Genomic DNA, 25,118 nt, shown 5'->3' with positions numbered 1-25,118 from the left:
ATGTCCTTGGTGTGAATGCGTCCATCTTCATAAATTAATTATCAACAATCAGGCCGACAGTTTTTCAACCAGCTCATCTTCCAGCAGCGGATTTTTGGTAAAAATCTTCTGAATCAGATTAAGTGCCACATCACGAGGGGTTGCCTCTTCAAGGAGCATCATTTCAGCTTTCTCGGTACGGGATGTTGGTCCAAATACCTTGCTCACCACAGTAGGTGAACCTTTCAAACCAATTTTTGAAACATCTTCAATGCCTGCTTCATCCTTATTCCACTTGCGTACGTTGTAGCGGGCTGCACGCAACATATTGGTCATATTGGCAAAGCGCATTTCATTGGTGTTTTCGAGCATGGTGATCAAGGAAGGCACGGCAGTCTTAAGCACTTGCACGCCACCTTCGGCACGTCGCTCAACCACGATCTGGTTGTTTTCCAGATCAAGCTCAACAATCCGTGAAACATAGGTCAGCAATTGCAGGCCCAGACGCTTGGCAATACCAGGGCCAACTTGTGCAGTATCACCATCAATGGTCTGTTTACCAGTAAAGACCAGATCAACCTTTTGCTCTTTACCGATGGTTTGGATGGCTGCCGCCAGGGCATAGGAAGTTGCCAAGGTATCAGCCCCTGCAAAGGCACGGTCGGTTACCAAAATGGCATCATCAGCACCAAAAGAAATACATTTCTTCAAGGCATCTTCAGCTTGGGGAGGTCCCATGCACAGCATCGTTACCCGGCCACCAAATTTATCCTTCAAACGCAGTGCTTCTTCCAAGGCAAACAAATCGTAAGGATTGACAATCGCAGGTACCCCTTGACGCATGATCGTGTTGGTTACTGGATGAACCCGGATCTGAGCTGAATCCGGAACTTGCTTGATACAAACAACAATGTGCATGTCAGTCTCCTAATCCTAATCAGGCCGCATTGGATGCGGGAACTGAGACGGGGGTAAAGGTCGTTTTATCCATCCGACTACCTTTTAATGATTCAACAGAAACGCTTTTACCGTCTGCATCTTGAAATACTTTGAATACTTTCTCCTGAGCAGCGGTGGATGACACAAAATCTTGATAAGCCTTGACCAACAGCTCCCGGTATTGTTGGAACATCTCAACTTCACCGAGTGAGTCAAGACCATCAGCCTTACGGAGATATTGATAAAAGCGCTTCAAAATATGCAACCGATTTACATTGACGACAGCCTCGTCATAGGGAACACCAAAAAAGTTGAGAAATTCTTCAGCAGCCGATAACTGCGCGAGACGTTGGGAAAGATCATTCATGATGCAAGCTCCTTATCAGCTTCAGGAAATACGGTGGTTATCAAAATAGGGTTGAGCGCAAGTCGCATCACACTCGTGGCAGTCACCTGCACTCTCAGTCTTTTTTCCGGATAATGTGGCAACCTGGACTTCCAGATCATTGATACGCTCAAGCAAGCAAGAGATCGCCTTGCCAACAGGATCAGGCATGAGATGATGGTCAAGATCAATACCCATTGAATTGATACGACGTTTACTTTTTGGCAAGACCGTACGCCCTGGTATGCCAACCACTGTCATCCCATCCGTCACATCTTCAATAACGACTGAATTGGCGGCCACTCGTACGTTATTGCCAATTTGAATCGCACCGAGAATTTTTGCACCGGCACCAACCACAATACCGTTACCCAGAGTGGGATGACGCTTACCGGTGCTCCATGTCGTACCACCCAATGTCACACCGTGATAAAGCGTAACGTCATCGCCAATTTCGGCGGTCTCACCGATCACCACACCGGCACCATGATCGATAAAAAATCGCGCACCGATTTTGGCGCCAGGATGAATATCAACATTAGTAATCAGACGTGAGACAAATGACACCATACGCGCCAGATATGACCATTTTCTGGTCCACAGCGCATGTGCAAAGCGATGCATCACCAGAGCCTGAATACCAGGATAAATGGTCAATAATTCAATACGGCTGCGAGCAGCAGGATCACGTTTAAAAACGCAATCAATATCTTCAAGCAGACCTTTGAAAAAACCGCGCTTAACAGAAGTGGCTTCAATTTGCATGATCTCGGCTGGCAAAGGAAATTCGTCACGCTTCATAGCAAACCTTTTCGTTGGCTGATGTTGCTAGATAAAACCGCGCCAGATCACCTGGTGTGGGCTCTTTTTTAGTGCGCGTTACATGATCTCTTATCAACTCCAGTACTTGAGTCGCATGCTCGGCTGAAATCAACATACCCAACTTGGCATAGGCAACCGATACGGCATGTGTGCCAGAATGCTTACCTAAAACAGTTTGATGATGTTTGCCCACTTCGGCAGGATCAAAACCCTGATAATTCTCTGGATTCTTGAGCAGACCATCCACATGAATACCGGCTTCATGCGTAAATACAGCTGATCCAACAATGCTTTTATTGACCGCGACAGGCCTGCCCGACGCTCTGGCAACCAAATCAGAAATGGTCGGCAGGTTCAGCGTATTAACACCAAGATCAATACCGTGAATATGACGCAAACCCATCACTACCTCTTCCAGGGCTGCATTACCTGCACGCTCACCCAAACCATTCACGGTGGTGTTAACGTGCGTGGCACCTGCACGTAATGCGGCAAGCGTATTGGCAGTGGCCAGACCCAAGTCATTATGGGCATGCATTTCTATGCCAACATCAACGGCTTGACGCAATCTTCTGATCAGCTCGTAAGTCTGGAATGGATCGAGCAGGCCAAGTGTGTCGGCAAAACGAATTCTCGATGCACCACACTGCTCAGCAATCTGAGCGACTTTGATTAAAAAATCGATATCGGCTCTTGATGCATCCTCACAACCGACACTGACTTCAAGACCAGAGTCAGCAGCTTTGCTGACATATTGCTGAACCTGTTGGAGCACCCATTCGCGGGACTTTTTGATTTTGCTATCAATCTGCACATCCGAAACAGGGATCGACAAATGAACGATATCAATTGGGCAGCGCAGAGCAACCTGCAGATCGCTTTCACACATTCTTGCCCAAACCATCAAACGCGCTTTCAACCCCAGACCAGCAACCTGACGAATCACCGCCATCTCGGCATCACCCATGGCTGGAATACCGATTTCCATTTCAGGAATACCCGCTTGATCCAGCGCCTGGGCAATCGCACACTTCTCTTCTGTCGTGAAGGACACGCCGGCAGTTTGTTCGCCGTCGCGTAGTGTGGTGTCATTGATGATAATGTCAGGCATGATGATGATCCTTTCGAAGATCATTCAGCAAAGCCTGTGCCATCCAATTTTTATTGCCAAGTAGTTGTTTTATTTATATTTATTTTTTGCTTTTCACGCGAAGAATGGCAGTAAGCAATCAATCCGTCGAAAGCTGTTAGCTTTGTTATCTTTATAACAGCCAGGATGACGGCATGATGAAAAAGAATTTCATAAAAAATAGCCCTTCATGAAAAGCAATAGCCCCAGTGAGTACAATCCATCCGTACCCACTGGGGCTATCAAAACCGATCGTTTCAGTGCTCTTTAGCTAAATTACGTGTATGTCTTGGTAATTCAACCACCAGATTACTCATGGCAACCCTGACCTGACAAGACAATCTAGACTCAGCCTCCAGACCCCAGGCGTGATCAAGTTCATCTTCTTCAGCCTCATTGGCAATGGCCAACGATTGCGCACCTTCACGGATATAGACGTGACAAGTTGCACAAGCACAGACTTTCTCACAGGCATGCTCAACTTCAATACCATTTTTGAGCATGCCGTTAAGCAGCGTGGATCCCTGCTTTGCTTCAAAAACCACACCATCCGGACATAGGTCAGGATGCGGCAAGACCCTGACTGTCACAACCATTTTTTCCTGTGCCATATCAGATTTCTTCCACTAAACGGCCAGACAACGCACGCTTGATATTATTATCCATCCGCCGACCTGCAAAATCAGTGGTGGCTCGATTGACCGTATCGCTCACGGCACGCAGTTGCGCAGCGGTGGTGTCATCACCCTGCTCTAGCAATTCAACCAACGAGTTCATGACCTGGCGAATTTGTTCCCGCTCGACCGGACTTAAGAGGGCTTCACCATCCTCTTGCAAGGCTGCCTCCGTGGCATCCAGCAAACGACGCGCATCAACCTGTGCCTCACGTAGCATACGAGTATTGGCATCCGATTCAGCCTTGTCAATGGAATCCCTGAGCATGCCAACGATCTCATCATTACTCAGCCCATAGCTTGGCTTGACGTCAATATGGGCTTGCACACCACTGATCATCTCTTGCGCCGAGACCGATAGCAGACCATCCGCATCAATCTGGAAAGTTACCCTGACCCGTGCAGCACCAGCCACCATGGGTGGAATGCCTCTTAACGTAAATCTTGCCAAAGAACGACATTCCGAAACCAGTTCTCGCTCACCTTGTACGACATGCACGGCAATGGATGTCTGACCATCTTTAAAAGTTGTAAATTCCTGCGCACGAGCAGTTGGTATGGTGGAGTTACGCGGAATAATCTTTTCGCTCAGCCCACCCATGGTTTCTATACCCAGCGACAACGGGCAAACATCCAGCAACAACCACTGATCGGTACCGTCACCTGCAGTCTTGTTACCGACCAGCACATCAGCCTGAACCGCCGCACCAATCGCAACCACCTCGTCAGGATTGATGTCAGTCAAAACAGGTTTACCAAACTGTTCGCTGACGGCATCACGAATATGCAGCATACGGGTCGAACCGCCGACCATGACCACACCATCGACTTCATCAGTCGCCAAGCCAGCATCACGCAGTGCTTTTTTAACGCAACTCAATGTACGCGCAGTAAGTTTGGCAGTAATCTCTGCAAAAATCGCCCTCGTCAGAGTCAATTTAAAAGTCTGCTCACCAACACCAAGTTCCAGAATCACTTCAGGCAAGTCAGTCAATTTTTCTTTCAATTGCCGTGCTTGATGTAATAAAGCACTGAGAATCTCATTATTGGGTCGAGGCAAACCTGTCTGGGCAATGATCCAATCAACAATCGTTTGATCAAAGTCATCACCACCCAAGGCCGCATCGCCGTTAGTGGCAAGGACTTCAAAGACACCACGACTCAACTTGAGAATTGAAATATCAAAAGTACCGCCCCCCAGATCATAGATGGCAAAGGTTCCTTCTGAACCCTTATCCAGGCCGTAGGCTATGGCTGCAGCCGTCGGCTCATTGAGCAAACGCAGCACATTGAGGCCAGCCAGTCGAGCAGCATCTTTTGTAGCTTGGCGTTGGGCATCATCAAAATAGGCTGGCACCGTAATGACCACCCCAGTTAACGGACCACCTAACGACGCTTCTGCTCTGATACGGAGAGCATCCAGAATATGGCTGGATACTTCAATTGGATTTTTAACACCGGCCGTGGTGTCAATCCCAATCACCCCACTCGCTTGTTCATTCAGTTGGTTGGGAATATCAGCAGTTTGAATATCAGCAAGTTTTCGCCCCATCAAACGCTTGACTGAAGCGATTGTATTGACTGGGTCGTCAGCACGCATACGCTTTGCAGCATCTCCTACCAAATAACCCTCAGCGCCATAATAAACAACCGAAGGTAACAATTTGCTGCCTGACTCATCTTCAAGCACATCACACTGTCCGGACCGGACAGTGGCAATCAGTGAGTTGGTGGTTCCTAGATCAATCCCTGCAGCCAGTCTATGTTGATGCGGGGCAGTAGACAATCCGGGTTCTGCAATCTGTAAGAGTGCCATTTTTAGGTCCGCCAAAAAAATCAAAAAGTGCAAACAGGTCTGATACTCTCAGACCTGTACAAAACAACATCTATACGGCGAAGCTTTCACCACAGCCGCACTCAGCTTTGGCGTTGGGATTATTAAACTTGAAACCCTCATTGAGGCCTTCACGAACAAAATCCAGTTCAGTTCCCTCCAGAAAAGCCAGACTTTTCGGATCAATCAGCAATGTCACACCGTAAGCTGTGTAGAGCAAGTCTGATTCTTCCTGCGTATCCGCAAATTCAATTGCATAGGCAAAACCGGAACAGCCACTGGTACGAACTGCCAAACGCAGACCTACACCCTTGCCACGCTTGCTCAGCGATTTGGCAATATGCTTGGCAGCACTTTCTGTCATGGTGACACCCATGGCAACCTCCATTTATACCGAGAATGAACTACCACAGCCACATGTTGAAGTAGCATTAGGATTACGAATCACAAAACGCGAACCCTCCAGGCCATCTTCATAGTCAATATTGGCACCAGCCAGATATTGCAGGCTCATGGGATCAACCAGCAATGTGATACCGGATTTCTCAATCCGCGTATCGTCTTCGTTGCAACTGTTTTCAAAAGCAAAACCATATTGAAAACCTGAACATCCGCCACCTGTCACATAAATACGCAAGCTCAGATTAGGATCGCCTTCTTCAGCAACCAGCTCGGCAATCTTGCTTACTGCGCCTTCAGAAACATTCATTACGCTGGGCGCTTCCATTACATCGGTTGTCATGAGAATCTCCTTGAGTTAGGCTGCAGCAGGTGTGCAGATGGGTTGTTCAAGTTCCTGTGCAGTGCCTTCTTCGTTATGTTTGTCACGATAGTTGGCAACAGCAGCCTTGATTGCATCTTCAGCAAGAATTGAGCAGTGGATCTTGACAGGTGGTAATGCCAGCTCTTCAGCAATATCTGTATTTTTGATTTCGAGCGCTTCTTCCAGCGTTTTTCCCTTAACCCATTCAGTCACCAGAGATGAAGAAGCAATGGCAGAACCACAACCATAGGTTTTGAATTTGGCATCTTCAATACGACCATCAGCACCAACCTTGATTTGCAACTTCATCACATCACCACAAGCAGGTGCACCTACCATGCCCGTACCAACATCATCTTCTTCAGTGCCAAATGCGCCCACGTTGCGTGGATTTTCATAGTGATCCAAAACTTTTTCGCTATATGCCATGTTCAACTCCAGATTAAAAAGTGACGAAACGATCGTCGGTATTAATGTTCAGCCCACTGGATTGAATTCAAATCAATACCAGCGACATGCATATCCCACAATGGACTCAATTCACGCAAATGTGCCACCGCAGATTTCACTTGATCAATACAGCTATCCACTTCCTGCTCAGTCGTAAAGCGGCCGATTGAAAAACGAATGGAACTATGTGCCAACTCATCGCTACGCCCCAAGGCACGTAACACATAAGAAGGTTCAAGGCTGGCTGAGGTACAGGCTGACCCGGATGAGACTGCCACACCTTTGATACCCATGAGTAATGACTCACCCTCGACATAATTGAAACTCACGTTCAGATTGTGAGGAATCCGCTGTTCCATATCACCATTCAGAAAGACTTCTTCCATTTGACACAAACCTGTCCAGAGTCGATCACGCAACATGCGGATTCGCTCATTTTCTGAACTCATGCTAAGCCGCGCCAAACGATAGGCCTCGCCCATCCCAACGATCTGATGAACCGGCAAAGTACCAGAACGGAAACCACGTTCATGACCACCACCATGCATTTGTGCCTCAATCCTGACACGCGGCTTTCTGCGTACATATAAGGCACCAATGCCTTTTGGACCATAAGTCTTGTGAGCGGACATGGACATCAGATCAATCGGTAAATTTTCAAGATTGATTGCAACCTTACCGGTTGCCTGGGCCGCATCAACATGAAACAGAACCCCCTTGGAACGGCATAATTTGCCAATTGCCTCCACATCCTGAATAACGCCAATTTCATTATTGACAAACATGGCAGAAACCAGGATGGTATCGGGGCGAATCGCCGCTTCAAGCACAGCCAAATCAATCAGGCCATCTTCCTTCACATCCAGAATGGAAGCCTCAAAACCGGTACGCTCAAGTTCACGTACCGTATCAAGCACGGCCTTGTGTTCTGTCTTGAAAGTAATGATGTGCTTACCTTTTTTGTGATGGAATTGAGCAGCACCCTTGATAGCCAGGTTATTGGATTCCGTAGCACCAGATGTCCAGACAATTTCGCGTGGATCGGCACCGATGAGCATGGCCACTTCTTCTCGGGAAATTTCAACTGCTTCTTCGGCAGCCCATCCATAGGCATGACTTCTTGAAGCAGGATTACCAAATTGCTCATAGAGATAAGGAACCATTTTGGCTACTACCCGAGGATCGACGGGAGTGGTAGCAGCGTAATCGAAATAAATCGGACGTTCTCGCATAGCGGCACCCTATTGAGGAAAGGTTGAGAATTGCTTGATGACAACCCTTACAGTGCAAAGCATGTGCCATGCGAAAAATTAATTATTTTTCTTTAAATATCAAATAGTTAACAATGAACTGCTCAAGCAAACAAACTATCCGTGTCGGTTTTGTCATTGTTGCGACGCGTCCCGTTTATGACATAGCCAATGCTGCTCGCTCCCAATGAATAGGTATCAATCCCAATCAAGTGCACTCAGCGGGCTCCGATACAGCGCTCATCAAGTGCATTTGGTCTTTTCTCGCACTACCCTGAAGCATTGACGTCGTTTTGATAATCCATTCATCATTTCATGCACCGGATTTGAGCAATGAATGTCAGCATTTGACGTACCTGACACATCTCAATCCTGGCATCCACATGACAAAGGGTTGACATAGATCAATGAAAAATCATTCTTCTATATAGAAGGTGAAACTTGGGCTGCAAATTGCAATAGAAATACCAAAGGTCACGAATGAGGTAAAGGATGTTGTTTGAATGGATCACGTTTTGCTTGGAGACTCTTTAGAAGAAGACCTATTACGGATTAAGACGCGTTATTTCTGTTAATGAACTATTCCTGAGCGTTGGCTGCCACAAGCAGTAAAACGAACAGATGGGGTCTACTATGAGTCAACAAATTGAAATTGAAGCTCGCTCCAGAGCTCAAATAGAATTAATTACTATTTACGAGATCAGTAAAATTTTAAGTTCATCACTCGATCTGAGTATGACGTTTCGCGAATCAATGAATGTGCTGGCTACCATGATGGGTTTTCGTCGTGGCATGGTGGTACTTTATAGCGAGGAATCGAAACGACTGGAGCTTTTCTGTTCTATTGGCATGCTAAAAGAAGAGCAGATGCTTTGTACTTACAAGCCCGGTGAAGGTGTTGTCGGTCGCATTTTTTCCATGGGTGTTCCGGTTGTGGTACCGGATATTTCTGACGAACCACTATTTCTCAACCGTACCAAAGCGGTTGAAGAGGCTGGCCTGCAAAAGGTGGGCTTTGTGGGAGTTCCTATCAAGGGACCAAAAGAAACGCTTGGAGTTCTAACCATAGATCGCGTGATGGCCAAGGCAGGCGGCTTTAAGGACGATCATCGGCTACTCACCATGATTGCCAATTTGATGGCGCAATCACTCGTGCTGCATCGTAACGTCACAGAAGATCGTGACCATTTGCTCTCGGAAGCACGTCGCCTTAAACAACAGCCCAAAGGTCGCTTTTCACTGGACAAGGTAGTGGGCGATTCACGACGCATGCAAGAAGTCTTTGCCGAAGTCCACCAGGTTGGACCAACCCGCAGCACCGTCCTGTTACGCGGTGAATCGGGTACTGGCAAAGAAGTCATTGCACGCGCCATCCATGAGCTATCACCACGTTCTGGCGCACCATTTATTAAAGTCAACTGCGCAGCACTGACTGAGTCGCTTCTGGAATCTGAGCTGTTTGGCCATGAAAAAGGTTCATTCACCGGTGCCATTGGTGAACGCAAAGGTCGCTTTGAACTGGCTCATGGCGGTACCTTGTTCCTTGATGAAATTGGCGATATTTCTCCATCATTTCAGGCCAAGATGTTGCGAGTCTTACAGGAACGAGAGTTTGAACGAGTCGGTGGCAATAAACCCATCAAAGTCGATGTGCGACTGGTTTGCGCCACTAACCGCAATCTGGAAAAGATGGTAGCCGCCGGTAACTTCAGAGCAGATCTTTATTATCGAATCAATGTGGTCTCGGTATTTCTGCCTTCCTTGCGCGAGCGTCGTGAAGACATTCCGGCTTTGGTGATGCATTTTCTGCAACGCTATAACAAGGAAAACCTGCGCGATCTGAAAGTTGCTCCAGAAGCTTTATCAATGCTGGAAAACTGCTACTGGCCTGGGAATGTACGAGAACTGGAAAACTGCGTTGAGCGAATTGCCACGATGACGGTTGGCAATGTGATTCATGACATTAACTTCCCTTGCTTTAATGATCGCTGCCTGACTCAGACCTTGCACCATCTGCAAAAGGATGATGCGGTTGCACCAGCCCGTCAACTTACCTCTGAAGAAGAGCATTCTGAACATCACCATCATCATGAAGAAGTCTCGGTCATCTCCCCCCCCATAAAACGTTCCGCAGCCGCCGCCAACAATTTTGGCGATGAGAAACCCGAAGGTGAACGAGAGCGCCTGGTGTGGGCCATGGAGCGCAGTGGCTGGGTACAAGCCAAGGCAGCGCGATTACTCAATATCACACCTCGACAAATGGGCTACGCCTTACAAAAGTACGAGATTGAAGTCAGAAAGTTTTAGCAGTCGGTAATCAGAGTCCCATTTTCATGGTTAAGACCCGATCCTGCATCGGGTCTTTTTTTGCCTGTTAAGTTTGTCGCAAATCCAACGACCAGTAATTCGTCACTAGGCCTTTGTCGTGGTTGCGACATCAAAAATAACCGACACAACAATTCTATGTATTTGATTTTTAACTATTTTAAGTAGTGGCACAGAAATCGCTGAATGCTCTACGTGACCTTTTATGTAACCTTTACCCAAGGAGCGCGCGATGCAAACACCTACGCCACAAGCGGCCCAAGCTCAGGCATCTTTTATTCAGATCAGTTCAATCAAATCAAACGGATCAGCAGAATCCGAGCCCGTCGCTACTGGCGGTGGTTGCGGTACCAGTCATGAAGGCGGCAAGGCCAGTTGTGGCACTTCCGATGGCCCTGATGATATGCCAGCAGAAATCTGGGACAAGGTTAAGAATCACCCTTGCTATTCTGAAGAGGCACATCACCACTATGCCCGTATGCACGTGGCCGTGGCTCCTGCCTGCAATATTCAATGTAACTACTGCAATCGTAAATATGATTGCTCCAACGAGTCACGCCCAGGTGTGGTCTCGCAGAAATTGACCCCTGAGCAAGCCATTAAAAAAGTGGTAGCCGTTGCCAGTGAAATCCCACAAATGACGGTCCTTGGTATTGCCGGCCCAGGCGACTCACTCGCCAGCCCTGCTAAAACCTTTGCTACGTTCAAAGGTCTGCAGGAACAAGCACCTGATATCAAGCTATGCCTCTCTACCAATGGCTTGGCTCTGCCAGAACTGGTTGACGAGATCTGCAAATACAACATCGATCACGTGACCATCACCATCAACATGGTTGATCCAGAAATCGGCGCCAAGATCTATCCATGGATCTTCTGGAATCACAAACGCGTTACCGGTGTTGAAGCTGCTCGCATCCTTCACGAACAGCAAATGAAAGGTCTGGAAATGCTCACTGCTCGTGGCGTTCTGACCAAAATCAACTCGGTGCTGATCCCTGGCATCAATGATGAGCATATGGTTGAAGTCAACAAGGCTGTTAAAGCCCGTGGTGCCTTCCTGCACAACATCATGCCGCTGATCTCCGAGCCAGAACATGGTACCTACTTTGGCCTGAATGGCCAACGTGGCCCAACTGCACAGGAACTCAAAGCTGTTCAGGATGCTTGCGCTGGCGGTGCTCACCTGATGCGTCATTGCCGTCAGTGCCGTGCTGATGCTGTTGGCTTGCTGGGTGAGGATCGTAGTGCCGAATTCACTCTCGACAAGATTGAAGAAATGGAAGTCGTGTATGACCTCGACAAACGTCGTGACTACCAGTCACGTGTTGAAGATGAACGTCAAGCACAACATGCCGCCAAACTGGCTGCCTTGGATGAGTCCGATGAAAGCTTTGCCGACATGAAGGTACTGGTTGCCGTAGCTACCAAAGGTGGTGGTCGTGTGAACGAACACTTTGGTCATGTGACTGAATTCCAGATCTTTGAAGTTTCAGCCAAAGAAGCACTGTTTGTTGGTCACCGTCGTGTTGACCTGTACTGCCAGGGCGGCTTTGGTGAAGACGAACAACTGCCATCCATCGTGCGCGCCATTAACGACTGCCACGCTGTGTTGGTTGCCAAGATCGGTGCCTGCCCTAAAGATGAACTCAAACAAGGCGGTATTGAGCCAGTTGATCAATACGCACATGAGTTCATTGAGAAAGCTGCTTTGAGCTGGTTCAGTGATTACCGTAAACGTATTCTTGCTGGTGAAATCGTGCATCAAGAGCGTGGTGATGCCTCGATTCGTCAAGGTGCCTTTATGGGTAATGAAACTGAAGCTGCATGATTATGTAAGTCGCTGCTCCATCAGGATGATGGAGCAGAAAGTAACTTTTTATTAACGATGATTTGGAGGTCATCATGTCTCTAAAAATTATTGGTTCTACCTGCACCGGCTGCTCAGCCTGCGAACCAGAATGTCCTAACGTAGCTATCCGTGAAAAAGGTGGGGTCTTCATTATTGACCCTGCCAAATGCACAGAATGTGAAGGTCAATTTGATGAACCGCAATGTATCGCGGTTTGCCCTGTCGATGGTTGTATTGTTCAAGCCTAAATTATCATGATCATTCCAAATCTTACTATTAACCCTGCTGCCGAAAAATTTATTCGTCGTATGGTCCGTTTTTCGGATCATCCTGAAGGTGGTTTTCGACTGACCGTGAGCCCTGGTGGTTGCTCCGGTTATAGCTCCGAGTTCACTGTTGAAGCGGCACCTCGCGAAGGTGATGCCACCATGAATGTCAATGGTGTCAACTTGTACCTGCCAGCTGAAAGCCGCTTGATGCTGGAAGGTATCACGATTGGTTTTGAAGATACACCGACCAAATCAGGTCTGACGTTCTTCAATCCCAATGCAGCCTCTTGCGCATGCAGCAGCAGCGGTGATAGTGCCAGCGCGCCAAGTGTTGTCAGCACCGTTGATATCAGTGCCCTGCGTGCTCATTAATTGCATATAGACACAGTCATTCGGATGTAATACCGCAATTACTGGCATTAACTAATAGGGATAATCACATGGAATCCGGCGTGGCAGATTTTGATATGGCAGTTTTAGGCCAGGGCCTGCCGGCCCATGTTGAAGCACTTATTGCTGAAGCTGGTAAGCATCGCAGTCAACCCGAGATTGCTTTGCCACTATTGCTACAGGCCAATCAGCTCGCACCGGATCATCCGGCCACGCTGATTGGACTTTATCGCTTCCATTTTTACGGTCACGAACTCGACAAGGCACGCGAAACAGCCAAACGTTCCTTGTCACTCGGCGCCAAGATGCTCGGCTTGCCGCCACGCTGGCAAGATGTTGAACTCATGCCGTTACCCGGCGCACGCTTTGATGCAGCCACCCGTTTCTATCTGTTTGCACTCAAAGGTTTCGCCTATCTCAGTCTGCGTCTGGGTGAGATGGAAATTGGTAAAGAAGCACTGGATGTTCTGGCTGAACTGGACCCTGACAATCGGGTCGGTGCACGAGTGCTTGAAGAAGTACTCGCCAGAGTGGGCAAAGATGATTACTCCGATGAGCCGGTGTGATGATGAATACGCAAGATATCCGACACGACTCAACCGATCCAGATGACGGTATTGCACCGCTTGATTGGCAAGACCAGCCTTTCTCTTGCGAAGGCTGTGCACATACCGACTTGAAAGCCAAAGGTAAATGTGAATACGCCAGAGCCTGCGTCCATGATCGCTATGCACGTCGGGTTGATCGTTTCTTTCGCTGGAATCCAGAATTGGGCAATCAGTATCTGACTCACCCTTATTTTGAAGTCCGTGCCATTGGTGCCCGCCATGCAGATGTGTTCAAGCTGCCCGCACTGATTGAAGACGAAGATGAAACAGTGCGCATGTCGATTGCCATGCGACTGCCGCAACGCTTACTACTAAAGATGGTGCGTGATCCGCACCGCGAAGTCCGGATCAGAGTCGCACAACGACTGGAAGCCGATCAGCTCAAAACCATGACTGTTGACCCGGACTACTACGTACGCGCCATGGTAGCGCGTCGTTTACCTCTTTCCCTGCTCTCACAAATGGCTCAGGATGAGGACAACAAGGTACGTGAAGAAGTCGCACGGCGCATGGAAATGCCAGCCTTGCTCAATCTGATCCATGATCCGGATAGCAGCATTCGTCGCATCGTGGCACAACGTCTGCCGGTTGATCTGCTGGATCGACTGACAGACGACGAAGACTGGCTGGTACGTTGGGAAATCACTCAGCGTGCCAATCCAGGTTTGCTCGCCACCATGAGCCAGGATGTGGATCCGGAAGTGCGTTTGGCTGTCGCGGACAGAATGACGCAGTTATCCAATCGTCAACACATTGATTCGGAGGTACACCATGGGTGATATTAATCGTGATAACGAAGTAATCGAAATTGCCGAACCACCAAGATTTAGTTTTGGTGAACGAGTGGTCAGTCGCACCATCATTCGTAACGACGGTACTTTCAATGGTGAAGACGTTGGTAAGGTACTGGTCAACAAAGGTGATATTGGCTTTGTCCGTTCCATTGGCACCTTCTTGCAGCAATACTACATCTATGCCGTGGAATGGGTTGATCATGGATATCAGGTAGGTTGCCGCGCCAAAGAACTGATGACACTGGACAACCTTCCAGAAGATATTCTGGCCGCCTTGGGTGCAGACAAAATTGCCAAGCTGGAAGCCTTGAAAACCAAGAGTGACGAGAAGGTACAGTAAAGGAAACATCATGATTGAGACCAGACTTCCAAAGTATCAATGGGGCCAATACGTCATTGCTGTTGATGACATGTTCAATGATGGTAGCTATCCCGATCTTGAAGCCGATGCACTGATTGTTGCCAAAGGCATCAAAGGCGAAATCGTCAATATTGGTCATCATGCAGATCAGAACATCCCGATCTATCTGGTGGAGTTTCCAGGCAAGGTGGTGGGTTGTCTTGAAGAAGAAATCGCACTGGCTATTGGGGCGGTTTGAGGCAATAAGCCAAACCAACTTTCATCATGACAACAACCCGACACAATCTGAACATTGAACAAGCCAATACTTCACAGGTGATGGCCATGACCACTGATTCTGACTTTTTTGATTATGGCGAAGCTGCCAATCAATCATCCAAAGTAATTGACCTGATTGTGCGTCGTATCAATGTGGCGATCGAAAGTCGAGTGCGCTATCGCTATGTCAAACCAGTCGTTTTTCAGATTGGCAATGCGTATCAAATCAGCAGCCCCTGCTGCTCACGCAATATCGACCCTGAGGGTGGCGTGATTGATATTGCTCGACTTGAAAAACAGTCCGATCAATGGGTGTTGTTCATGCGCAATCATCAAATTAAAGCGTGGGAAGAATACGCCCAATCTGAACTGCTGGAAGGCCTGCTGGATTTGATCTGTGTGGATGCTGCCAGAGTTTTCTGGCCTTGATCATGAGGGATGAACATCATGTCGATCGCTGAGCCAATCTACCTGGACAATAACGCCACCACCCGTCCCTATGAGGCCGTGATCAGCGCCATGAGTACTGCCTTGGCTGAGGCATGGGCCAACCCATCGTCCACTCATCCGGTTGGACAGGTCTCGCGTAAATTAATGGCCGAAGCACGTGGCAAGATTGCCGCCTTCTTGGGTTGTCAGATTCCCGAACTGGTCTTTACCAGTTGTGCTACTGAAGCCAATGACATGGCTTTGATGGGTGCCTTGGAACGCGCTGATAGTCGGAAGCGATTGGTGATCTCTGCAGTTGAACATGCTGGCATGATGAAACTGGCCAACAAGTTCAAGACACAAGGTGTCGAGGTTGATTTCATCCCCGTGCTGGCTGATGGCAGCCTCGACATGGCCGCGGCTCAACAGCTGATCCAGCCTGGCGTTACGCTGGTTTCGGTGATGGCTGCCAATAATGAAACCGGCATATTCATGCCCATTGCAGCTCTGGCCGAGTTATGCAAGGCTGCGGGGGTATTGCTGCATGTGGATGCCACACAGGCCTTAGGCAAAACCCATTTTCATTTTGCCAGCTCAGGTGCCGACTTGGTTTCCTTGTCTGCTCACAAAATACATGGTCCCAAAGGCGTAGGTGCACTGATCATTAAAAAGGGGGTGACTTTGCCAACACTCTTTCCGGGCAGCCAGGAGCGCACCCGTCGTGGTGGTACTGAAAATCTGCCTGGCATTATCGGCTTTGCTGCAGCCATTGAACAACTGGCTACACAGCTTGATGCTGACATCACCATCATGCAAGAACGACGTGATGCCCTGGAAGCAGGCCTGACCAGTCAATTATCTGCAGTGCATGTGTATGGTCAAGGGCTACCACGTTTGCCCAATACCAGCTATTTGCGCTTTGGTCGACTCAACGCTGAATTGGTTTTGAACCGGCTCGAACAGGCCAACATCATGGCTTCGTCAGGCTCGGCCTGTTCAGCCGCGACGACTGAGCCTTCGCATGTGCTTACTGCGATGGGCGTTGATGAAGAGTCTGCCTTGGCCGCTGTGCGTTTTTCGGTATCAGCAGCTACCAGCGCGGCCGAAATTGATCATGTTATTCAGCAAGCTGTGGCTGCTTTAGCGCCGTTGCTCGCCGAGCAGGCGGAAGAATCTGCCACGCCGCCACCCACTTCTTTTCAACACGCCGCCTAAGATAACTGGCAGCGACTCTACTCTGGAGAAACCTCAATGAAAGTCATGCTCCGTAATTCCCCCGCTGGTCTGTCTGCCTATGTTCCTAAAAAGGATCTGGAAGAGCCAGTCGTCTCCATGGAGCGACCAGGAATGTGGGGTGGCACGATCACGCTGGCCAATGGCTGGGAACTGCAATTGCCTGAAATGGGCCCAGAGACCACACTGCCAATCACTGTCGAAGCTAAAAAGGTGGGAGGCTGATATGGCCATCAGCAAGGAACAACTGGTTACAGCCGCTTCATTGATTGAATCGGCCAGCACAGTGCGTGAAGCTGCCAAGGCCATTCGCCTGCAGTTACCCGGCATCATGGCCACTGTGGTTGATCCCATGGATATGCGTGACGAAACACCGACACTCAAATTAACCTCTGCTCATTTATTCCTTGCTGTCTCTGATGGTCATTGCTGGACCATGACTCGCGATCCCGAACAGGCTTCTGCATTCATATTGACGGAGGCTTGAGATGAGTGAAGATATCAACAGCAAAGCCGCCGACAATCAAGCCAAAGATCACGACAATGATGATTATCTGGATGACGATGGCTGGATTCCGTTGTCCGATCCTGATATCACCCAGTTTGATATTGATTTTGTCAGTGCGGCACTACAGGCACCGCAACTTTCTAATGGGCCACTGGTCGAAAAATTTGAACAAGTCTTCGCCAAATATATCGGTCGCAAACATGGCATTGCCGTTGCCAGTGGCACCATTGGCGTCTGGCTGGCCTTGCAGACTTTAGAACTGCAGGCTGATGATGAAGTCATCGTGCCAGCCTACTCCTGGCATCAAACAGCGCATGCGGTATTGCTGACGGGTGCCAAGCCCGTATTTGCCGATATTGATTATTGGTGTGGCTGTCTGGCTCCTGAAGCCATTGCCGCCAAAATCACCGACAAGACCAAGGCACTGCTGGTCTGCAATGCCAATGGTCACCCTGCTGCCTGGCAACCCATTCAAGAGCTCGCTGCCAAACACAATTTGCGCTTGATTGAAGACAGTACTGAAGCGATTGGTTCGCGTTATCAAGGCAAGGTCGTGGGCAGTTTTGGTGATCTGGCCATCTTTGATTTTTCACAACCCTCAGCAATGTGTGCCGGTGAAGGTGCCATCATTCTGACCGATGACGACGCCCTGGCTTCCGAGCTGCATTACTTCCGTAATCGAAAAATTGAAGATCGCTCATCCATTTCGGTAGGCAGCCGCGTGCCACTCCAGGCCTGCATCAGTGAAATGACTGCCGCTTTGGCATTGGCACAATTAAATCGGATTGACGACATTCTGGCACGTCGCAAGCAGGTACAGGCCTGGTATCTCGACCAGCTGCAAACCTTCGAGGGTATCAAGCCACCTTATCTGGCACCTGATGTCGATGAAGTCCACTGGATGTTCTATCTGGTACATCTGGGAAAACGCTTTACGACCAGTGCCCGTGGCCAGGTCATTGAAGATATGGATGCTGAACTGATTGAAACAGCGGCCTACTGCATGCCGCTGCACCAACAGTTTGCTTATCAGAAGCTGGGTTACAAACGTGGCCAGTTACCCAATACTGAACGGATTGGTGATCGCGCACTGGCTCTGCCCTTCAATACGCACCTGACTGAAAACCACGTCAAGTTCATCGTGAAAAGACTCAAGGAAGCGTCCATCAATATTGGTGCTGGCGTTCCGATTTATTAAGCCATCTTTTAAGGAAAGACCATGGACAAGCTGATCGACTCTCTTCACGCTGCCTTTTACGAAAAGCAGATCATTCCCTATCTGGGCAATGGCATGATGTCATTGACTTCGGGCTATGACGTACCTGCTACACCGGAAGCACTGGTAGCTTACCTGACCAGCAAGGTGTCAGTACCGCACAAGATCCGTAGCCGACTGACCCAGACTGCCCAGTTTATTGAAAATTTCAAGCATCGTAAAACCATCGTTCATTTCATGAATGAGGTTTTTGCCGGCACACCAAAATTTTCAACCTTTCATCAATTGCTGGCCGACAGCATGCCACCACTGATTGTTGACACCTGGTATGACGACGCCATGATGACAGCCCTGGCTGGCAGCCGCAGCGACTGGGGTCAGGTACAAGGCTTGTCTCAATCTGAACACTTTGGCACCTGGACTGGCTGGTATGACAGCAAAGGTGAAACTGCCACTGAAGTATCACCCGACTGGAAAACCATTCTGTACAAGCCGATCGGCGGCCATGGTCCAGCAGGCAATTATCTGGTTTCTGATACGGACTATGTGGAAGTGCTCACCGAGATTGACATTCAAACGCCGATTCCTACCGAAATCCAGAATATCCGTACCGGTCGTTCATTCCTGTTCTTGGGTTGCCGCTTCAATGATCAGCTTACTCGCAGCTTTGCGCGGCAGATCATGAAGCGTTCATCTACGGCCCATTGGGCGGTATTGCCAGAAGAACCAACCCGAATGGAACTTAAGTTCATGGAAGAACAAAACATCACACGCATTCCCATGTCCCTCAAAGACTTTGCGGATCAGTTTGTTTCTTCAGTGATGGCCTAAGCTAAGCCGAATTAGCGCCACACCAACCAAATATTTTGCTTATGCAATCTATCCTTGCCTCACTTGTTTTTATTTATTGTTAACCTCATTAGAAGGAGTACATCATGCCATTAGTCACTATCAATCCATCAGGTAAAACCGTTGAAGGTACAACTGGCGCCAGTCTGTTGTCCATCATCTTGGCTGCTGGTGAAAACATCATGCACAAATGCGAAGGCCAGGCCAAATGCGGTTCATGCCATATCTCGGTGCTTGAAGGTAAAAAAAGCCTGAGCAAAACGACCAAGATCGAAAATGAAAAACTGGATGCCACAGTCGGCGTTGGTTCCAAATCCCGTCTGGCTTGCCAGGCCAATCTGGGTGAAGAAAACGTCACCGTCGAACTGTTGTCATTTGTGTGATTGTAGTTGAAATCGCACACTGATGACGCACTCATCTGTCGCTCGTGACGAATGAGTGCTAGTGATGCGCTGTGCTGTTTTTGACGGTCAACCACTCGGTTTGATCGTCAATTTACAGCATTAAAAAGTGTTTGAAGATTCAAAAAATAACGATACTCTCATAGAGTACCAATCAATATTACCCGATCAAGTGCGTATTTATTATGTATATTTTTTTACTCTATCTGAGTATATAAAATCAGTGGTGATATAAGCGTTACGCAGATCGAATAAATTTTCGAGCCACGCGATCAGTCGACCATCTTGCCTAAAGCAGTAAGCTGACTCACCACCTCTTGTAAATGCTGGGCTGATTCAGCCTGCTTGACCGCATCTGGCATGCACACGCCTTTTTCTTCCAGTGTTTCTACCATCGCGGCCAAGGTTTGCTGTTGCTCCACCATCGTGACAATCAGCGATTTGAGCGCCTGCTGCATGGGATCTTCCTGCATACCACTAATGCCATAAGCAGCAAAGCGGTTAGGCTCCAGCGCAATGGCAGCGGTATCACCTGCTGCATCGGCCGTACCGGCAGTCGGCATCTTGCGTACCACAATCCGCGCCGGAATTCCTACCGCAGTGGCACCCGCTGGCACTTCTTTCAATACCACGGCATTGGAACCAATCCGCGCCCCATCGCCTACCAGAAAACCACCCAATACCTTGGCACCGGCACTCACAACCACACCCTTGCCAAGGGTCGGATGTCGCTTCACCCCTCTGAACAAGGAAGTACCGCCCAGCGTCACACCTTGATAGATAGTGCAATCGTCACCAATCTCGGCGGTTTCGCCAATCACCACACCCATGCCATGATCAATGAAAACACGTTGACCAATCACCGCTGCCGGATGGATTTCAATGCCAGTCAAAAACCGGCCAATATGAGAGATGAATCGCCCTAGCCAATACCAGCGCAGGCACCAGCAACGATGTGCAAGCCGATGCCAGATCAGGGCATGCAGGCCCGGATAGCAGGTCAGGATTTCCCAGGTGCTGCGCGCTGCGGGGTCGCGCTGCCGAATTGTGTCGATATGTTCTTTGATTTGAGCAAACATGATGATTTAAGGTCTGTTTGCCATGATTGTAGAGGTAAGCGCAAAACCTTATCGGAAATGCTTATATACGAAGCGTTGACTCCACTAAAAAACCTGCGGCCCAAACTAGCCAAGCACCTGCCTGTCATCTAAAATTTGGACGTAAAAAAAGCAGGCAAAGCCTGCTCAACTTGCTTTGGACGGACTACTTAAAGCTCGCCATTACAAGCTAAAGAAGAACATACCAGAAACGGGAGGCCGGCCAGGTCTCCCGAATCGGGTGACCTGAGCGCTTACTTGGCACCTTCCAACTGCTTTTTCAGCGCATCCATACCGGATGTATAAATTCCGGAAACAATTTTCTTGCCGCTGGCATCATCAGCACCTGCAGCAGGTTTTTCATCTTTACGTTTAAAAGTGGAATGCCATTTCAAGAGCGAACCATTTTTGGCAGAAACGACTTCCAGCGTAGACACATAATCTGTCACGGGCAAAGGTGACTCCAAAAACTTGTAGGTAATACTATGTGCTTTCGGATTCAGGCCAACCAACTCTTCCTTGATTTTTGCGCCATCCTTGAGAGTAATCAGACGCACCGCACCTGGTTTGTCTGCTTTACCGGAAACCAACTCAGTACTGGCGACGGCAGGATGCCAGTTCAAATTCTCGAAGTGCTGGATGATTTCCCAGGCTTTGTTCGCAGGGGCCGCGACTTCCAGCTGTTCAGCCACAGTTAATGTAGGGCGCTCTGCTTGTGCAGAACCAGCCAAACCCGCAATCGCCAAGGCGATGGCGGTATGAAGAACGGTTTTCATTACTTATCTCCTGAATTATGATTTGATGTTGCCAGCCTGTACTTAACTAAAATATTCATTCAAATAGCAAAGAAATCATAGCAGCATAGCCAATTATTCCGATGGGCAATTTGCCTGACGAAGGACTAGGATTTACCCATACTCGGCGCCGGGTTTATCCGTGCAAATCGTTTTGAAATTGAAACGGCTACCCACCAATCGCTGTATTGCCCGCAGCTCATTCCATCAAGAATGACACATGCTGACTGCCACGAGTTGTCTGAATTTCACATCCCTATTCAAAGAGCCAAGGAAGCAAGCTAAGTGCAAGTAACCTAAGCGCAAGTAAGTATGCGGGCTGCTGCCCAATGCAATCAGGTTGACTTTCTGTCAATGGATATTCAAATGTTTTGCCAACCAGGTTTCGAGTGTGATTGGAAATATAATTACTTGCCCGGCTCCAAACGCGCCTTGACCGCACTCAACCCTGACGTATAAATACCCGTAATGATCTTTTGTGCGGTGACATCATCGCCACCTTCTACCGACTTTTCATCCTTCCGGGTAAAGGTAGAACGCCATTTAAGAATGGATCCCGTTTTGTTTGGCAACACCTGCAAAGTGCCTTGATAATGATCGACCGGCAGCGTTGAATCAACGATCCTATAGGTCATGCTATGCGCCTTGCCATCCTGGTTGAGCAATTGATCCGTGATCTTCGCGCCATCCCTGGTGATTATCAGTCGTATCGCACCTGCTTGATCGGCCTTACCCGCAATCAATAAGGTACTGCCAACGGCAGGATGCCAAGCTAAATCGTCAAAATGTTCGATCACTGCCCAGACTTTTTCGGGCGTTGCAGTGATCTCCACTTGTTCCGAGGCCTTGAGTATGGGCCGTTCTGCAAACGCAGAACTGGATAGGCTGATGAGTGTTAGCGCAAGCGTATTAACGCATACCGATTGAATAAATTTTGCCACGATGATCTCCTGTTATCGTCAATTTTCGTACAGCTTCAAATTTTCTACTCATGAAGCCTGTACGCATCGTAGTGGCGTAACACTCAATCAACGAGGGCATTAAGCCCCCTGGCAAGACATTTTATGCCTGCCAAAGACTAATGATTTTGGCAAGTTCAAGACAGTTATCACTGCGGCACAAAAGCCAGACCTTGCATCAAGCGCCTGGCACTGCGCGACAACAACGCTTTTTCCATACGCCAATGATCGTCCTCATATCTTGCAGTAGCCCCAATCCGCAAAACACCCGAGGCATGGCCAAATCGCACTGGTGCATTGGTCGGATAATGGGCGCCACGGATCTGCTCAACCAGTGTGCCCGGTATGGCAGCAGCCACCGCCAGCGCAATGGAGCCTGTGCCGGTAAAAGCATGGTGTGGTTTACCCATCGACATGATACGCGCCACCAGATCAATAGAATCCACCTTGACGGTTTTACCGGCCGCATCCACATAATCCTGTGGCGCACCCAACCAGGCGATTTTGGGTGTACCAGGGCGCTCACGACTGATTTGCTCAACCGAGGTGCCCAAGCCCATGGCCAGAGCACCATGGGCGCGAATCGTTTCCAGTGTTTGCATGAGTTCGGGTTGGGCCAAAATTTCGGCCTGGGTTTCACGGCCAGTCAAGCCCAAGTCCTGGGCTTTGACAAACACGGTGGGATTACCCGCAGTGATCAAAGTCATCGCGACCGAACCCAAATTGGGAATCATCAATTCATCCACGACATTACCAGTTGGCAGCAAAGGCAAGGCATCGGCTTGCAGTGGCGGCTCATAAAAAGCCAACTCGATTTCAGCCGCACTAAAGGCCACACCGTCTTCCTGAAAACTGCCCTGCTCTACCACCAGCCCATTTTGCACCGGCACTCGTGCCACAATCCGCTGACCGATATTGACTTGCCAGATCACCACCTCGGTATGCCCTTCTATGGCTGGCACCAATCCCAGCATGAGTGCCGCCGGTCCAACTGCTGCCGAAAGATTGCCACAATTGCCTGACCAGTCAATCAAAGGCGCATCAATCGCCACTGCACCAAACAAATAGTCCACTGCGTAACCAGGTCGACTGGACGGCGACAAAATCACCACCTTACTGGTACTGGAACTGGCGCCACCCAGCCCATCCATCTGCTTACCGTAAGGATCGGGGCTGCCCATGATGCGCAGTAACAATGCATCGCGTTCAAACGGATCAACAGGCAAATCGTTGGCCAGAAAAAATGCACCCTTGCTGGTACCACCACGCATATACAACACGGGAATGGCATGACTGGATGAATATGTTGCTATCGTCATCACGACTTCTTTCATGAAGTAAAACAATCAAAACAATGAGAACCGCCAAGACGCCGAGGAATAGCCAAAAGTTTTTTACCACAAAGACACAAAAGGCACGAAGTAACCCTCGTTATTTCATATTCATTCGCAGCCCCAAACGCCACGTTTATAAGACTTCACGAGCACGCTTGCTCGGTGTCCTTCGTACCCTTTGTGTCTTTGTGGTGAATGCTTTGGTGCCAAGTTTTTCCCGGCGTCTTGGCGGCTCAAACCAACTCACTTTCACATTAAGGCAATTTCGCCATCACGGCATTGCAGATACCGCGCAGAATATTGACCTCTTCCACCTCCAGGCCGGTGCGACTGAACAAGCGACGCAAGCGTGGCATCAATTTTTTGGGCGCGGTAGTATCCAAAAAACCAATTTCCACCAACATTCTTTCCAGATGCGCGTACATGCCATCAATCTGATCAATGGTTGCTGCATCACCGCTAAACCCCACATCGGTCGAGATAACCGCCGCATCTGCTGCACTGACCCCGGGCACCAAGCCAGCCATCCTGCACTCATAGGCAACCAACTGCACGGCCTGGGCAAGATTCAGCGAAGAATAACCAGGATGCGCCGGAATCTGGGCTGCAATCTGACAACGCTCAATGGCTTCATTGGGCAATCCAAAACGCTCATTACCAAAAACAAAAGCCAACTGAGCTGTGCTTGCTGAAGGCGCTGCAGTATCAACCCCATCTGCATTCGCAGGAACACCATCGACCACATAGTGCTGGCGCAATTGTTCAATGGTATGACGAATGGTCTGAATTGGCGGGCCAAATTGGCGGGGCCGCGCCGACAGCGCTATCGCCAGCTGCACGCCTTCCAGCGCCGTGCTCAGCGAAGGCACAACTCGCGCCCCATTCAATACATCCAAAGCACCACTGGACAATGAAATGGCTTCAGCGTTGGCAGCGGGATTGAGAATTTTTGGATTGACCAGCCATAACTCGTGCAAACCCATGGTTTTAATAGCACGACAGGCCGAACCGATATTGCCCGGATGACTGGTTTCCAGCAGGATAAAGCGGATTGCCGGCAGGCGCTGAGCAGCTTGGCCAGTAGTGGCAGAAGAGGAGGAATCAGGGATATTCTGGTCAGTCATAGGATGGCGGGCTCAAGATCATTTAAAATAGCGCTCATTGTAGTGGTTCGCTCTTTAATTCATCTGTCGATCTGGCAGTCTGGCCCTAAAAAGTC

At 49.0% G+C, this 25,118-nt stretch carries 30 protein-coding genes; 15 read left to right on the top strand and 15 right to left on the bottom strand.

Going from position 1 to position 25,118, the window contains the following annotated elements; translation table 11 throughout:
- Positions 1 to 48: 48 nt before the first annotated feature.
- The 10 genes from ACMYR3_RS04120 to ACMYR3_RS04075 all read right to left on the bottom strand — a co-directional run bounded on the left by ACMYR3_RS04120 (position 49) and on the right by ACMYR3_RS04075 (position 8,207).
- Positions 49 to 897 carry an electron transfer flavoprotein subunit beta/FixA family protein gene (locus ACMYR3_RS04120; protein ID WP_424194785.1) on the bottom strand — a complete coding sequence of 283 codons (849 nt, stop codon included), beginning with the start codon at positions 895 to 897 and terminating at the stop codon, positions 49 to 51.
- 19 nt (positions 898 to 916) lie between these two features.
- Entirely contained in the window at positions 917 to 1,285 is a 369-nt protein-coding gene (gene nifW / locus ACMYR3_RS04115) for a nitrogenase stabilizing/protective protein NifW (RefSeq protein ID WP_424194783.1), read from the bottom strand.
- Positions 1,286 to 1,306: 21 nt separating this feature from the next.
- Positions 1,307 to 2,104, bottom strand: coding sequence for a serine O-acetyltransferase (gene cysE / locus ACMYR3_RS04110; RefSeq protein ID WP_424194781.1), 798 nt, complete (start codon positions 2,102 to 2,104; stop codon positions 1,307 to 1,309).
- A complete protein-coding gene (nifV, locus tag ACMYR3_RS04105; RefSeq protein ID WP_424194779.1) occupies positions 2,094 to 3,236 on the bottom strand; it encodes a homocitrate synthase in 1,143 nt (380 codons plus the stop codon). The genes cysE (ACMYR3_RS04110) and nifV overlap by 11 nt, the downstream gene beginning before the upstream one ends.
- A gap of 275 nt (positions 3,237 to 3,511) precedes the next feature.
- Entirely contained in the window at positions 3,512 to 3,865 is a 354-nt protein-coding gene (gene fdx, locus ACMYR3_RS04100; RefSeq protein WP_424194777.1) for an ISC system 2Fe-2S type ferredoxin, read from the bottom strand.
- 1 nt (position 3,866) lies between these two features.
- Positions 3,867 to 5,744, bottom strand: a complete 1,878-nt coding sequence (hscA, locus tag ACMYR3_RS04095) for a Fe-S protein assembly chaperone HscA (RefSeq protein WP_424194775.1) — start codon at positions 5,742 to 5,744, stop codon at positions 3,867 to 3,869.
- A 70-nt stretch (positions 5,745 to 5,814) separates the two neighbouring features.
- A complete protein-coding gene (gene iscA / locus ACMYR3_RS04090; RefSeq protein WP_424194773.1) occupies positions 5,815 to 6,138 on the bottom strand; it encodes an iron-sulfur cluster assembly protein IscA in 324 nt (107 codons plus the stop codon).
- 12 nt (positions 6,139 to 6,150) lie between these two features.
- Positions 6,151 to 6,504 carry an iron-sulfur cluster insertion protein ErpA gene (erpA, locus tag ACMYR3_RS04085; RefSeq protein ID WP_424194771.1) on the bottom strand — a complete coding sequence of 118 codons (354 nt, stop codon included), beginning with the start codon at positions 6,502 to 6,504 and terminating at the stop codon, positions 6,151 to 6,153.
- Positions 6,505 to 6,519: 15 nt separating this feature from the next.
- On the bottom strand, positions 6,520 to 6,954 hold the full coding sequence (iscU, locus tag ACMYR3_RS04080) for a Fe-S cluster assembly scaffold IscU (RefSeq protein ID WP_424194769.1): 435 nt from the start codon (positions 6,952 to 6,954) through the stop codon (positions 6,520 to 6,522).
- Between the two features lie 41 nt (positions 6,955 to 6,995).
- Positions 6,996 to 8,207: an IscS subfamily cysteine desulfurase gene (locus ACMYR3_RS04075; protein WP_424194767.1), complete on the bottom strand. Its 1,212-nt coding sequence runs from the start codon at positions 8,205 to 8,207 to the stop codon at positions 6,996 to 6,998.
- A gap of 651 nt (positions 8,208 to 8,858) precedes the next feature.
- Between ACMYR3_RS04075 and nifA the strand changes: the two genes are divergently transcribed.
- The 15 genes from nifA (at position 8,859) to ACMYR3_RS04000 (ending at position 19,697) form a co-directional block, all read left to right on the top strand.
- On the top strand, positions 8,859 to 10,532 hold the full coding sequence (gene nifA, locus ACMYR3_RS04070; protein WP_424194765.1) for a nif-specific transcriptional activator NifA: 1,674 nt from the start codon (positions 8,859 to 8,861) through the stop codon (positions 10,530 to 10,532).
- 250 nt (positions 10,533 to 10,782) lie between these two features.
- Positions 10,783 to 12,378 carry a nitrogenase cofactor biosynthesis protein NifB gene (gene nifB, locus ACMYR3_RS04065; protein ID WP_424194763.1) on the top strand — a complete coding sequence of 532 codons (1,596 nt, stop codon included), beginning with the start codon at positions 10,783 to 10,785 and terminating at the stop codon, positions 12,376 to 12,378.
- A 74-nt stretch (positions 12,379 to 12,452) separates the two neighbouring features.
- On the top strand, positions 12,453 to 12,647 hold the full coding sequence (locus ACMYR3_RS04060; RefSeq protein ID WP_424194761.1) for a 4Fe-4S binding protein: 195 nt from the start codon (positions 12,453 to 12,455) through the stop codon (positions 12,645 to 12,647).
- A gap of 9 nt (positions 12,648 to 12,656) precedes the next feature.
- On the top strand, positions 12,657 to 13,040 hold the full coding sequence (locus ACMYR3_RS04055; RefSeq protein WP_424196354.1) for a HesB/IscA family protein: 384 nt from the start codon (positions 12,657 to 12,659) through the stop codon (positions 13,038 to 13,040).
- Between the two features lie 68 nt (positions 13,041 to 13,108).
- Positions 13,109 to 13,624, top strand: coding sequence for a hypothetical protein (locus tag ACMYR3_RS04050; RefSeq protein ID WP_424194759.1), 516 nt, complete (start codon positions 13,109 to 13,111; stop codon positions 13,622 to 13,624).
- Positions 13,624 to 14,445: a 4Fe4S-binding leucine-rich repeat protein gene (locus ACMYR3_RS04045; RefSeq protein ID WP_424194757.1), complete on the top strand. Its 822-nt coding sequence runs from the start codon at positions 13,624 to 13,626 to the stop codon at positions 14,443 to 14,445. Before ACMYR3_RS04050 ends, ACMYR3_RS04045 begins: the two co-directional genes overlap by 1 nt.
- Positions 14,438 to 14,800: a nitrogen fixation protein NifZ gene (locus ACMYR3_RS04040; RefSeq protein ID WP_424194755.1), complete on the top strand. Its 363-nt coding sequence runs from the start codon at positions 14,438 to 14,440 to the stop codon at positions 14,798 to 14,800. The genes ACMYR3_RS04045 and ACMYR3_RS04040 overlap by 8 nt, the downstream gene beginning before the upstream one ends.
- Positions 14,801 to 14,810: 10 nt before the next feature.
- The gene (locus ACMYR3_RS04035) at positions 14,811 to 15,059 is read left to right on the top strand and encodes a nitrogen fixation protein NifZ (protein ID WP_424194753.1); all 249 of its coding nucleotides are present in this window, start codon (positions 14,811 to 14,813) and stop codon (positions 15,057 to 15,059) included.
- A gap of 26 nt (positions 15,060 to 15,085) precedes the next feature.
- Positions 15,086 to 15,508: a DUF3024 domain-containing protein gene (locus ACMYR3_RS04030; protein WP_424194751.1), complete on the top strand. Its 423-nt coding sequence runs from the start codon at positions 15,086 to 15,088 to the stop codon at positions 15,506 to 15,508.
- An 18-nt stretch (positions 15,509 to 15,526) separates the two neighbouring features.
- On the top strand, positions 15,527 to 16,723 hold the full coding sequence (locus ACMYR3_RS04025) for a cysteine desulfurase family protein (RefSeq protein ID WP_424194749.1): 1,197 nt from the start codon (positions 15,527 to 15,529) through the stop codon (positions 16,721 to 16,723).
- A 36-nt stretch (positions 16,724 to 16,759) separates the two neighbouring features.
- A complete protein-coding gene (nifT, locus tag ACMYR3_RS04020; protein ID WP_424194747.1) occupies positions 16,760 to 16,966 on the top strand; it encodes a putative nitrogen fixation protein NifT in 207 nt (68 codons plus the stop codon).
- A gap of 1 nt (position 16,967) precedes the next feature.
- Positions 16,968 to 17,228, top strand: coding sequence for a hypothetical protein (locus ACMYR3_RS04015; protein ID WP_424194745.1), 261 nt, complete (start codon positions 16,968 to 16,970; stop codon positions 17,226 to 17,228).
- Between the two features lies 1 nt (position 17,229).
- Positions 17,230 to 18,447, top strand: a complete 1,218-nt coding sequence (locus ACMYR3_RS04010) for a DegT/DnrJ/EryC1/StrS family aminotransferase (RefSeq protein WP_424194743.1) — start codon at positions 17,230 to 17,232, stop codon at positions 18,445 to 18,447.
- Positions 18,448 to 18,468: 21 nt separating this feature from the next.
- Positions 18,469 to 19,296: an SIR2 family NAD-dependent protein deacylase gene (locus ACMYR3_RS04005; RefSeq protein ID WP_424194741.1), complete on the top strand. Its 828-nt coding sequence runs from the start codon at positions 18,469 to 18,471 to the stop codon at positions 19,294 to 19,296.
- Positions 19,297 to 19,400: 104 nt separating this feature from the next.
- Positions 19,401 to 19,697 carry a 2Fe-2S iron-sulfur cluster-binding protein gene (locus ACMYR3_RS04000; RefSeq protein WP_424194739.1) on the top strand — a complete coding sequence of 99 codons (297 nt, stop codon included), beginning with the start codon at positions 19,401 to 19,403 and terminating at the stop codon, positions 19,695 to 19,697.
- A gap of 290 nt (positions 19,698 to 19,987) precedes the next feature.
- Here the strand turns inward: ACMYR3_RS04000 and cysE (ACMYR3_RS03995) are convergent, their stop codons facing one another.
- The 5 genes from cysE (ACMYR3_RS03995) to ACMYR3_RS03975 form a co-directional block, all read right to left on the bottom strand.
- The gene (gene cysE / locus ACMYR3_RS03995; RefSeq protein WP_424194737.1) at positions 19,988 to 20,794 is read right to left on the bottom strand and encodes a serine O-acetyltransferase; all 807 of its coding nucleotides are present in this window, start codon (positions 20,792 to 20,794) and stop codon (positions 19,988 to 19,990) included.
- Between the two features lie 272 nt (positions 20,795 to 21,066).
- On the bottom strand, positions 21,067 to 21,588 hold the full coding sequence (locus ACMYR3_RS03990) for an SRPBCC family protein (protein ID WP_424194735.1): 522 nt from the start codon (positions 21,586 to 21,588) through the stop codon (positions 21,067 to 21,069).
- Between the two features lie 425 nt (positions 21,589 to 22,013).
- Complete coding sequence (locus ACMYR3_RS03985) at positions 22,014 to 22,547, bottom strand: SRPBCC family protein (protein ID WP_424194734.1); 534 nt, start codon at positions 22,545 to 22,547, stop codon at positions 22,014 to 22,016.
- Between the two features lie 167 nt (positions 22,548 to 22,714).
- Positions 22,715 to 23,884, bottom strand: coding sequence for a 2-methylaconitate cis-trans isomerase PrpF (prpF, locus tag ACMYR3_RS03980; RefSeq protein WP_424194732.1), 1,170 nt, complete (start codon positions 23,882 to 23,884; stop codon positions 22,715 to 22,717).
- A 269-nt stretch (positions 23,885 to 24,153) separates the two neighbouring features.
- Positions 24,154 to 25,023 carry an RNA methyltransferase gene (locus tag ACMYR3_RS03975; RefSeq protein ID WP_424194730.1) on the bottom strand — a complete coding sequence of 290 codons (870 nt, stop codon included), beginning with the start codon at positions 25,021 to 25,023 and terminating at the stop codon, positions 24,154 to 24,156.
- Positions 25,024 to 25,118 lie beyond the last annotated feature (95 nt).

Source organism: Ampullimonas aquatilis (assembly GCF_049675895.1).
Classification (GTDB): domain Bacteria; phylum Pseudomonadota; class Gammaproteobacteria; order Burkholderiales; family Burkholderiaceae_D; genus Ampullimonas; species Ampullimonas aquatilis.
The sequence above is the reverse complement of the archived record's forward strand: the minus strand, read 5'-3'. Positions and strand labels throughout refer to the sequence as shown.

Excerpts from the sequence above, each read along its gene's own strand:
- ACMYR3_RS04120 (WP_424194785.1), bottom strand. The coding sequence starts at position 897 with ATGCACATTGTTGTTTGTATCAAGCAAGTTCCGGATTCAGCTCAGATC.
- nifW (WP_424194783.1), bottom strand. The coding sequence starts at position 1,285 with ATGAATGATCTTTCCCAACGTCTCGCGCAGTTATCGGCTGCTGAAGAA.
- cysE (WP_424194781.1), bottom strand. The coding sequence starts at position 2,104 with ATGAAGCGTGACGAATTTCCTTTGCCAGCCGAGATCATGCAAATTGAA.
- nifV (WP_424194779.1), bottom strand. The coding sequence starts at position 3,236 with ATGCCTGACATTATCATCAATGACACCACACTACGCGACGGCGAACAA.
- fdx (WP_424194777.1), bottom strand. The coding sequence starts at position 3,865 with ATGGCACAGGAAAAAATGGTTGTGACAGTCAGGGTCTTGCCGCATCCT.
- hscA (WP_424194775.1), bottom strand. The coding sequence starts at position 5,744 with ATGGCACTCTTACAGATTGCAGAACCCGGATTGTCTACTGCCCCGCAT.
- iscA (WP_424194773.1), bottom strand. The coding sequence starts at position 6,138 with ATGGGTGTCACCATGACAGAAAGTGCTGCCAAGCATATTGCCAAATCG.
- erpA (WP_424194771.1), bottom strand. The coding sequence starts at position 6,504 with ATGACAACCGATGTAATGGAAGCGCCCAGCGTAATGAATGTTTCTGAA.
- iscU (WP_424194769.1), bottom strand. The coding sequence starts at position 6,954 with ATGGCATATAGCGAAAAAGTTTTGGATCACTATGAAAATCCACGCAAC.
- ACMYR3_RS04075 (WP_424194767.1), bottom strand. The coding sequence starts at position 8,207 with ATGCGAGAACGTCCGATTTATTTCGATTACGCTGCTACCACTCCCGTC.
- nifA (WP_424194765.1), top strand. The coding sequence starts at position 8,859 with ATGAGTCAACAAATTGAAATTGAAGCTCGCTCCAGAGCTCAAATAGAA.
- nifB (WP_424194763.1), top strand. The coding sequence starts at position 10,783 with ATGCAAACACCTACGCCACAAGCGGCCCAAGCTCAGGCATCTTTTATT.
- ACMYR3_RS04060 (WP_424194761.1), top strand. The coding sequence starts at position 12,453 with ATGTCTCTAAAAATTATTGGTTCTACCTGCACCGGCTGCTCAGCCTGC.
- ACMYR3_RS04050 (WP_424194759.1), top strand. The coding sequence starts at position 13,109 with ATGGAATCCGGCGTGGCAGATTTTGATATGGCAGTTTTAGGCCAGGGC.
- ACMYR3_RS04045 (WP_424194757.1), top strand. The coding sequence starts at position 13,624 with ATGATGAATACGCAAGATATCCGACACGACTCAACCGATCCAGATGAC.
- ACMYR3_RS04040 (WP_424194755.1), top strand. The coding sequence starts at position 14,438 with ATGGGTGATATTAATCGTGATAACGAAGTAATCGAAATTGCCGAACCA.
- ACMYR3_RS04035 (WP_424194753.1), top strand. The coding sequence starts at position 14,811 with ATGATTGAGACCAGACTTCCAAAGTATCAATGGGGCCAATACGTCATT.
- ACMYR3_RS04030 (WP_424194751.1), top strand. The coding sequence starts at position 15,086 with ATGACAACAACCCGACACAATCTGAACATTGAACAAGCCAATACTTCA.
- ACMYR3_RS04025 (WP_424194749.1), top strand. The coding sequence starts at position 15,527 with ATGTCGATCGCTGAGCCAATCTACCTGGACAATAACGCCACCACCCGT.
- nifT (WP_424194747.1), top strand. The coding sequence starts at position 16,760 with ATGAAAGTCATGCTCCGTAATTCCCCCGCTGGTCTGTCTGCCTATGTT.
- ACMYR3_RS04015 (WP_424194745.1), top strand. The coding sequence starts at position 16,968 with ATGGCCATCAGCAAGGAACAACTGGTTACAGCCGCTTCATTGATTGAA.
- ACMYR3_RS04010 (WP_424194743.1), top strand. The coding sequence starts at position 17,230 with ATGAGTGAAGATATCAACAGCAAAGCCGCCGACAATCAAGCCAAAGAT.
- ACMYR3_RS04005 (WP_424194741.1), top strand. The coding sequence starts at position 18,469 with ATGGACAAGCTGATCGACTCTCTTCACGCTGCCTTTTACGAAAAGCAG.
- ACMYR3_RS04000 (WP_424194739.1), top strand. The coding sequence starts at position 19,401 with ATGCCATTAGTCACTATCAATCCATCAGGTAAAACCGTTGAAGGTACA.
- cysE (WP_424194737.1), bottom strand. The coding sequence starts at position 20,794 with ATGTTTGCTCAAATCAAAGAACATATCGACACAATTCGGCAGCGCGAC.
- ACMYR3_RS03990 (WP_424194735.1), bottom strand. The coding sequence starts at position 21,588 with ATGAAAACCGTTCTTCATACCGCCATCGCCTTGGCGATTGCGGGTTTG.
- prpF (WP_424194732.1), bottom strand. The coding sequence starts at position 23,884 with ATGACGATAGCAACATATTCATCCAGTCATGCCATTCCCGTGTTGTAT.
- ACMYR3_RS03975 (WP_424194730.1), bottom strand. The coding sequence starts at position 25,023 with ATGACTGACCAGAATATCCCTGATTCCTCCTCTTCTGCCACTACTGGC.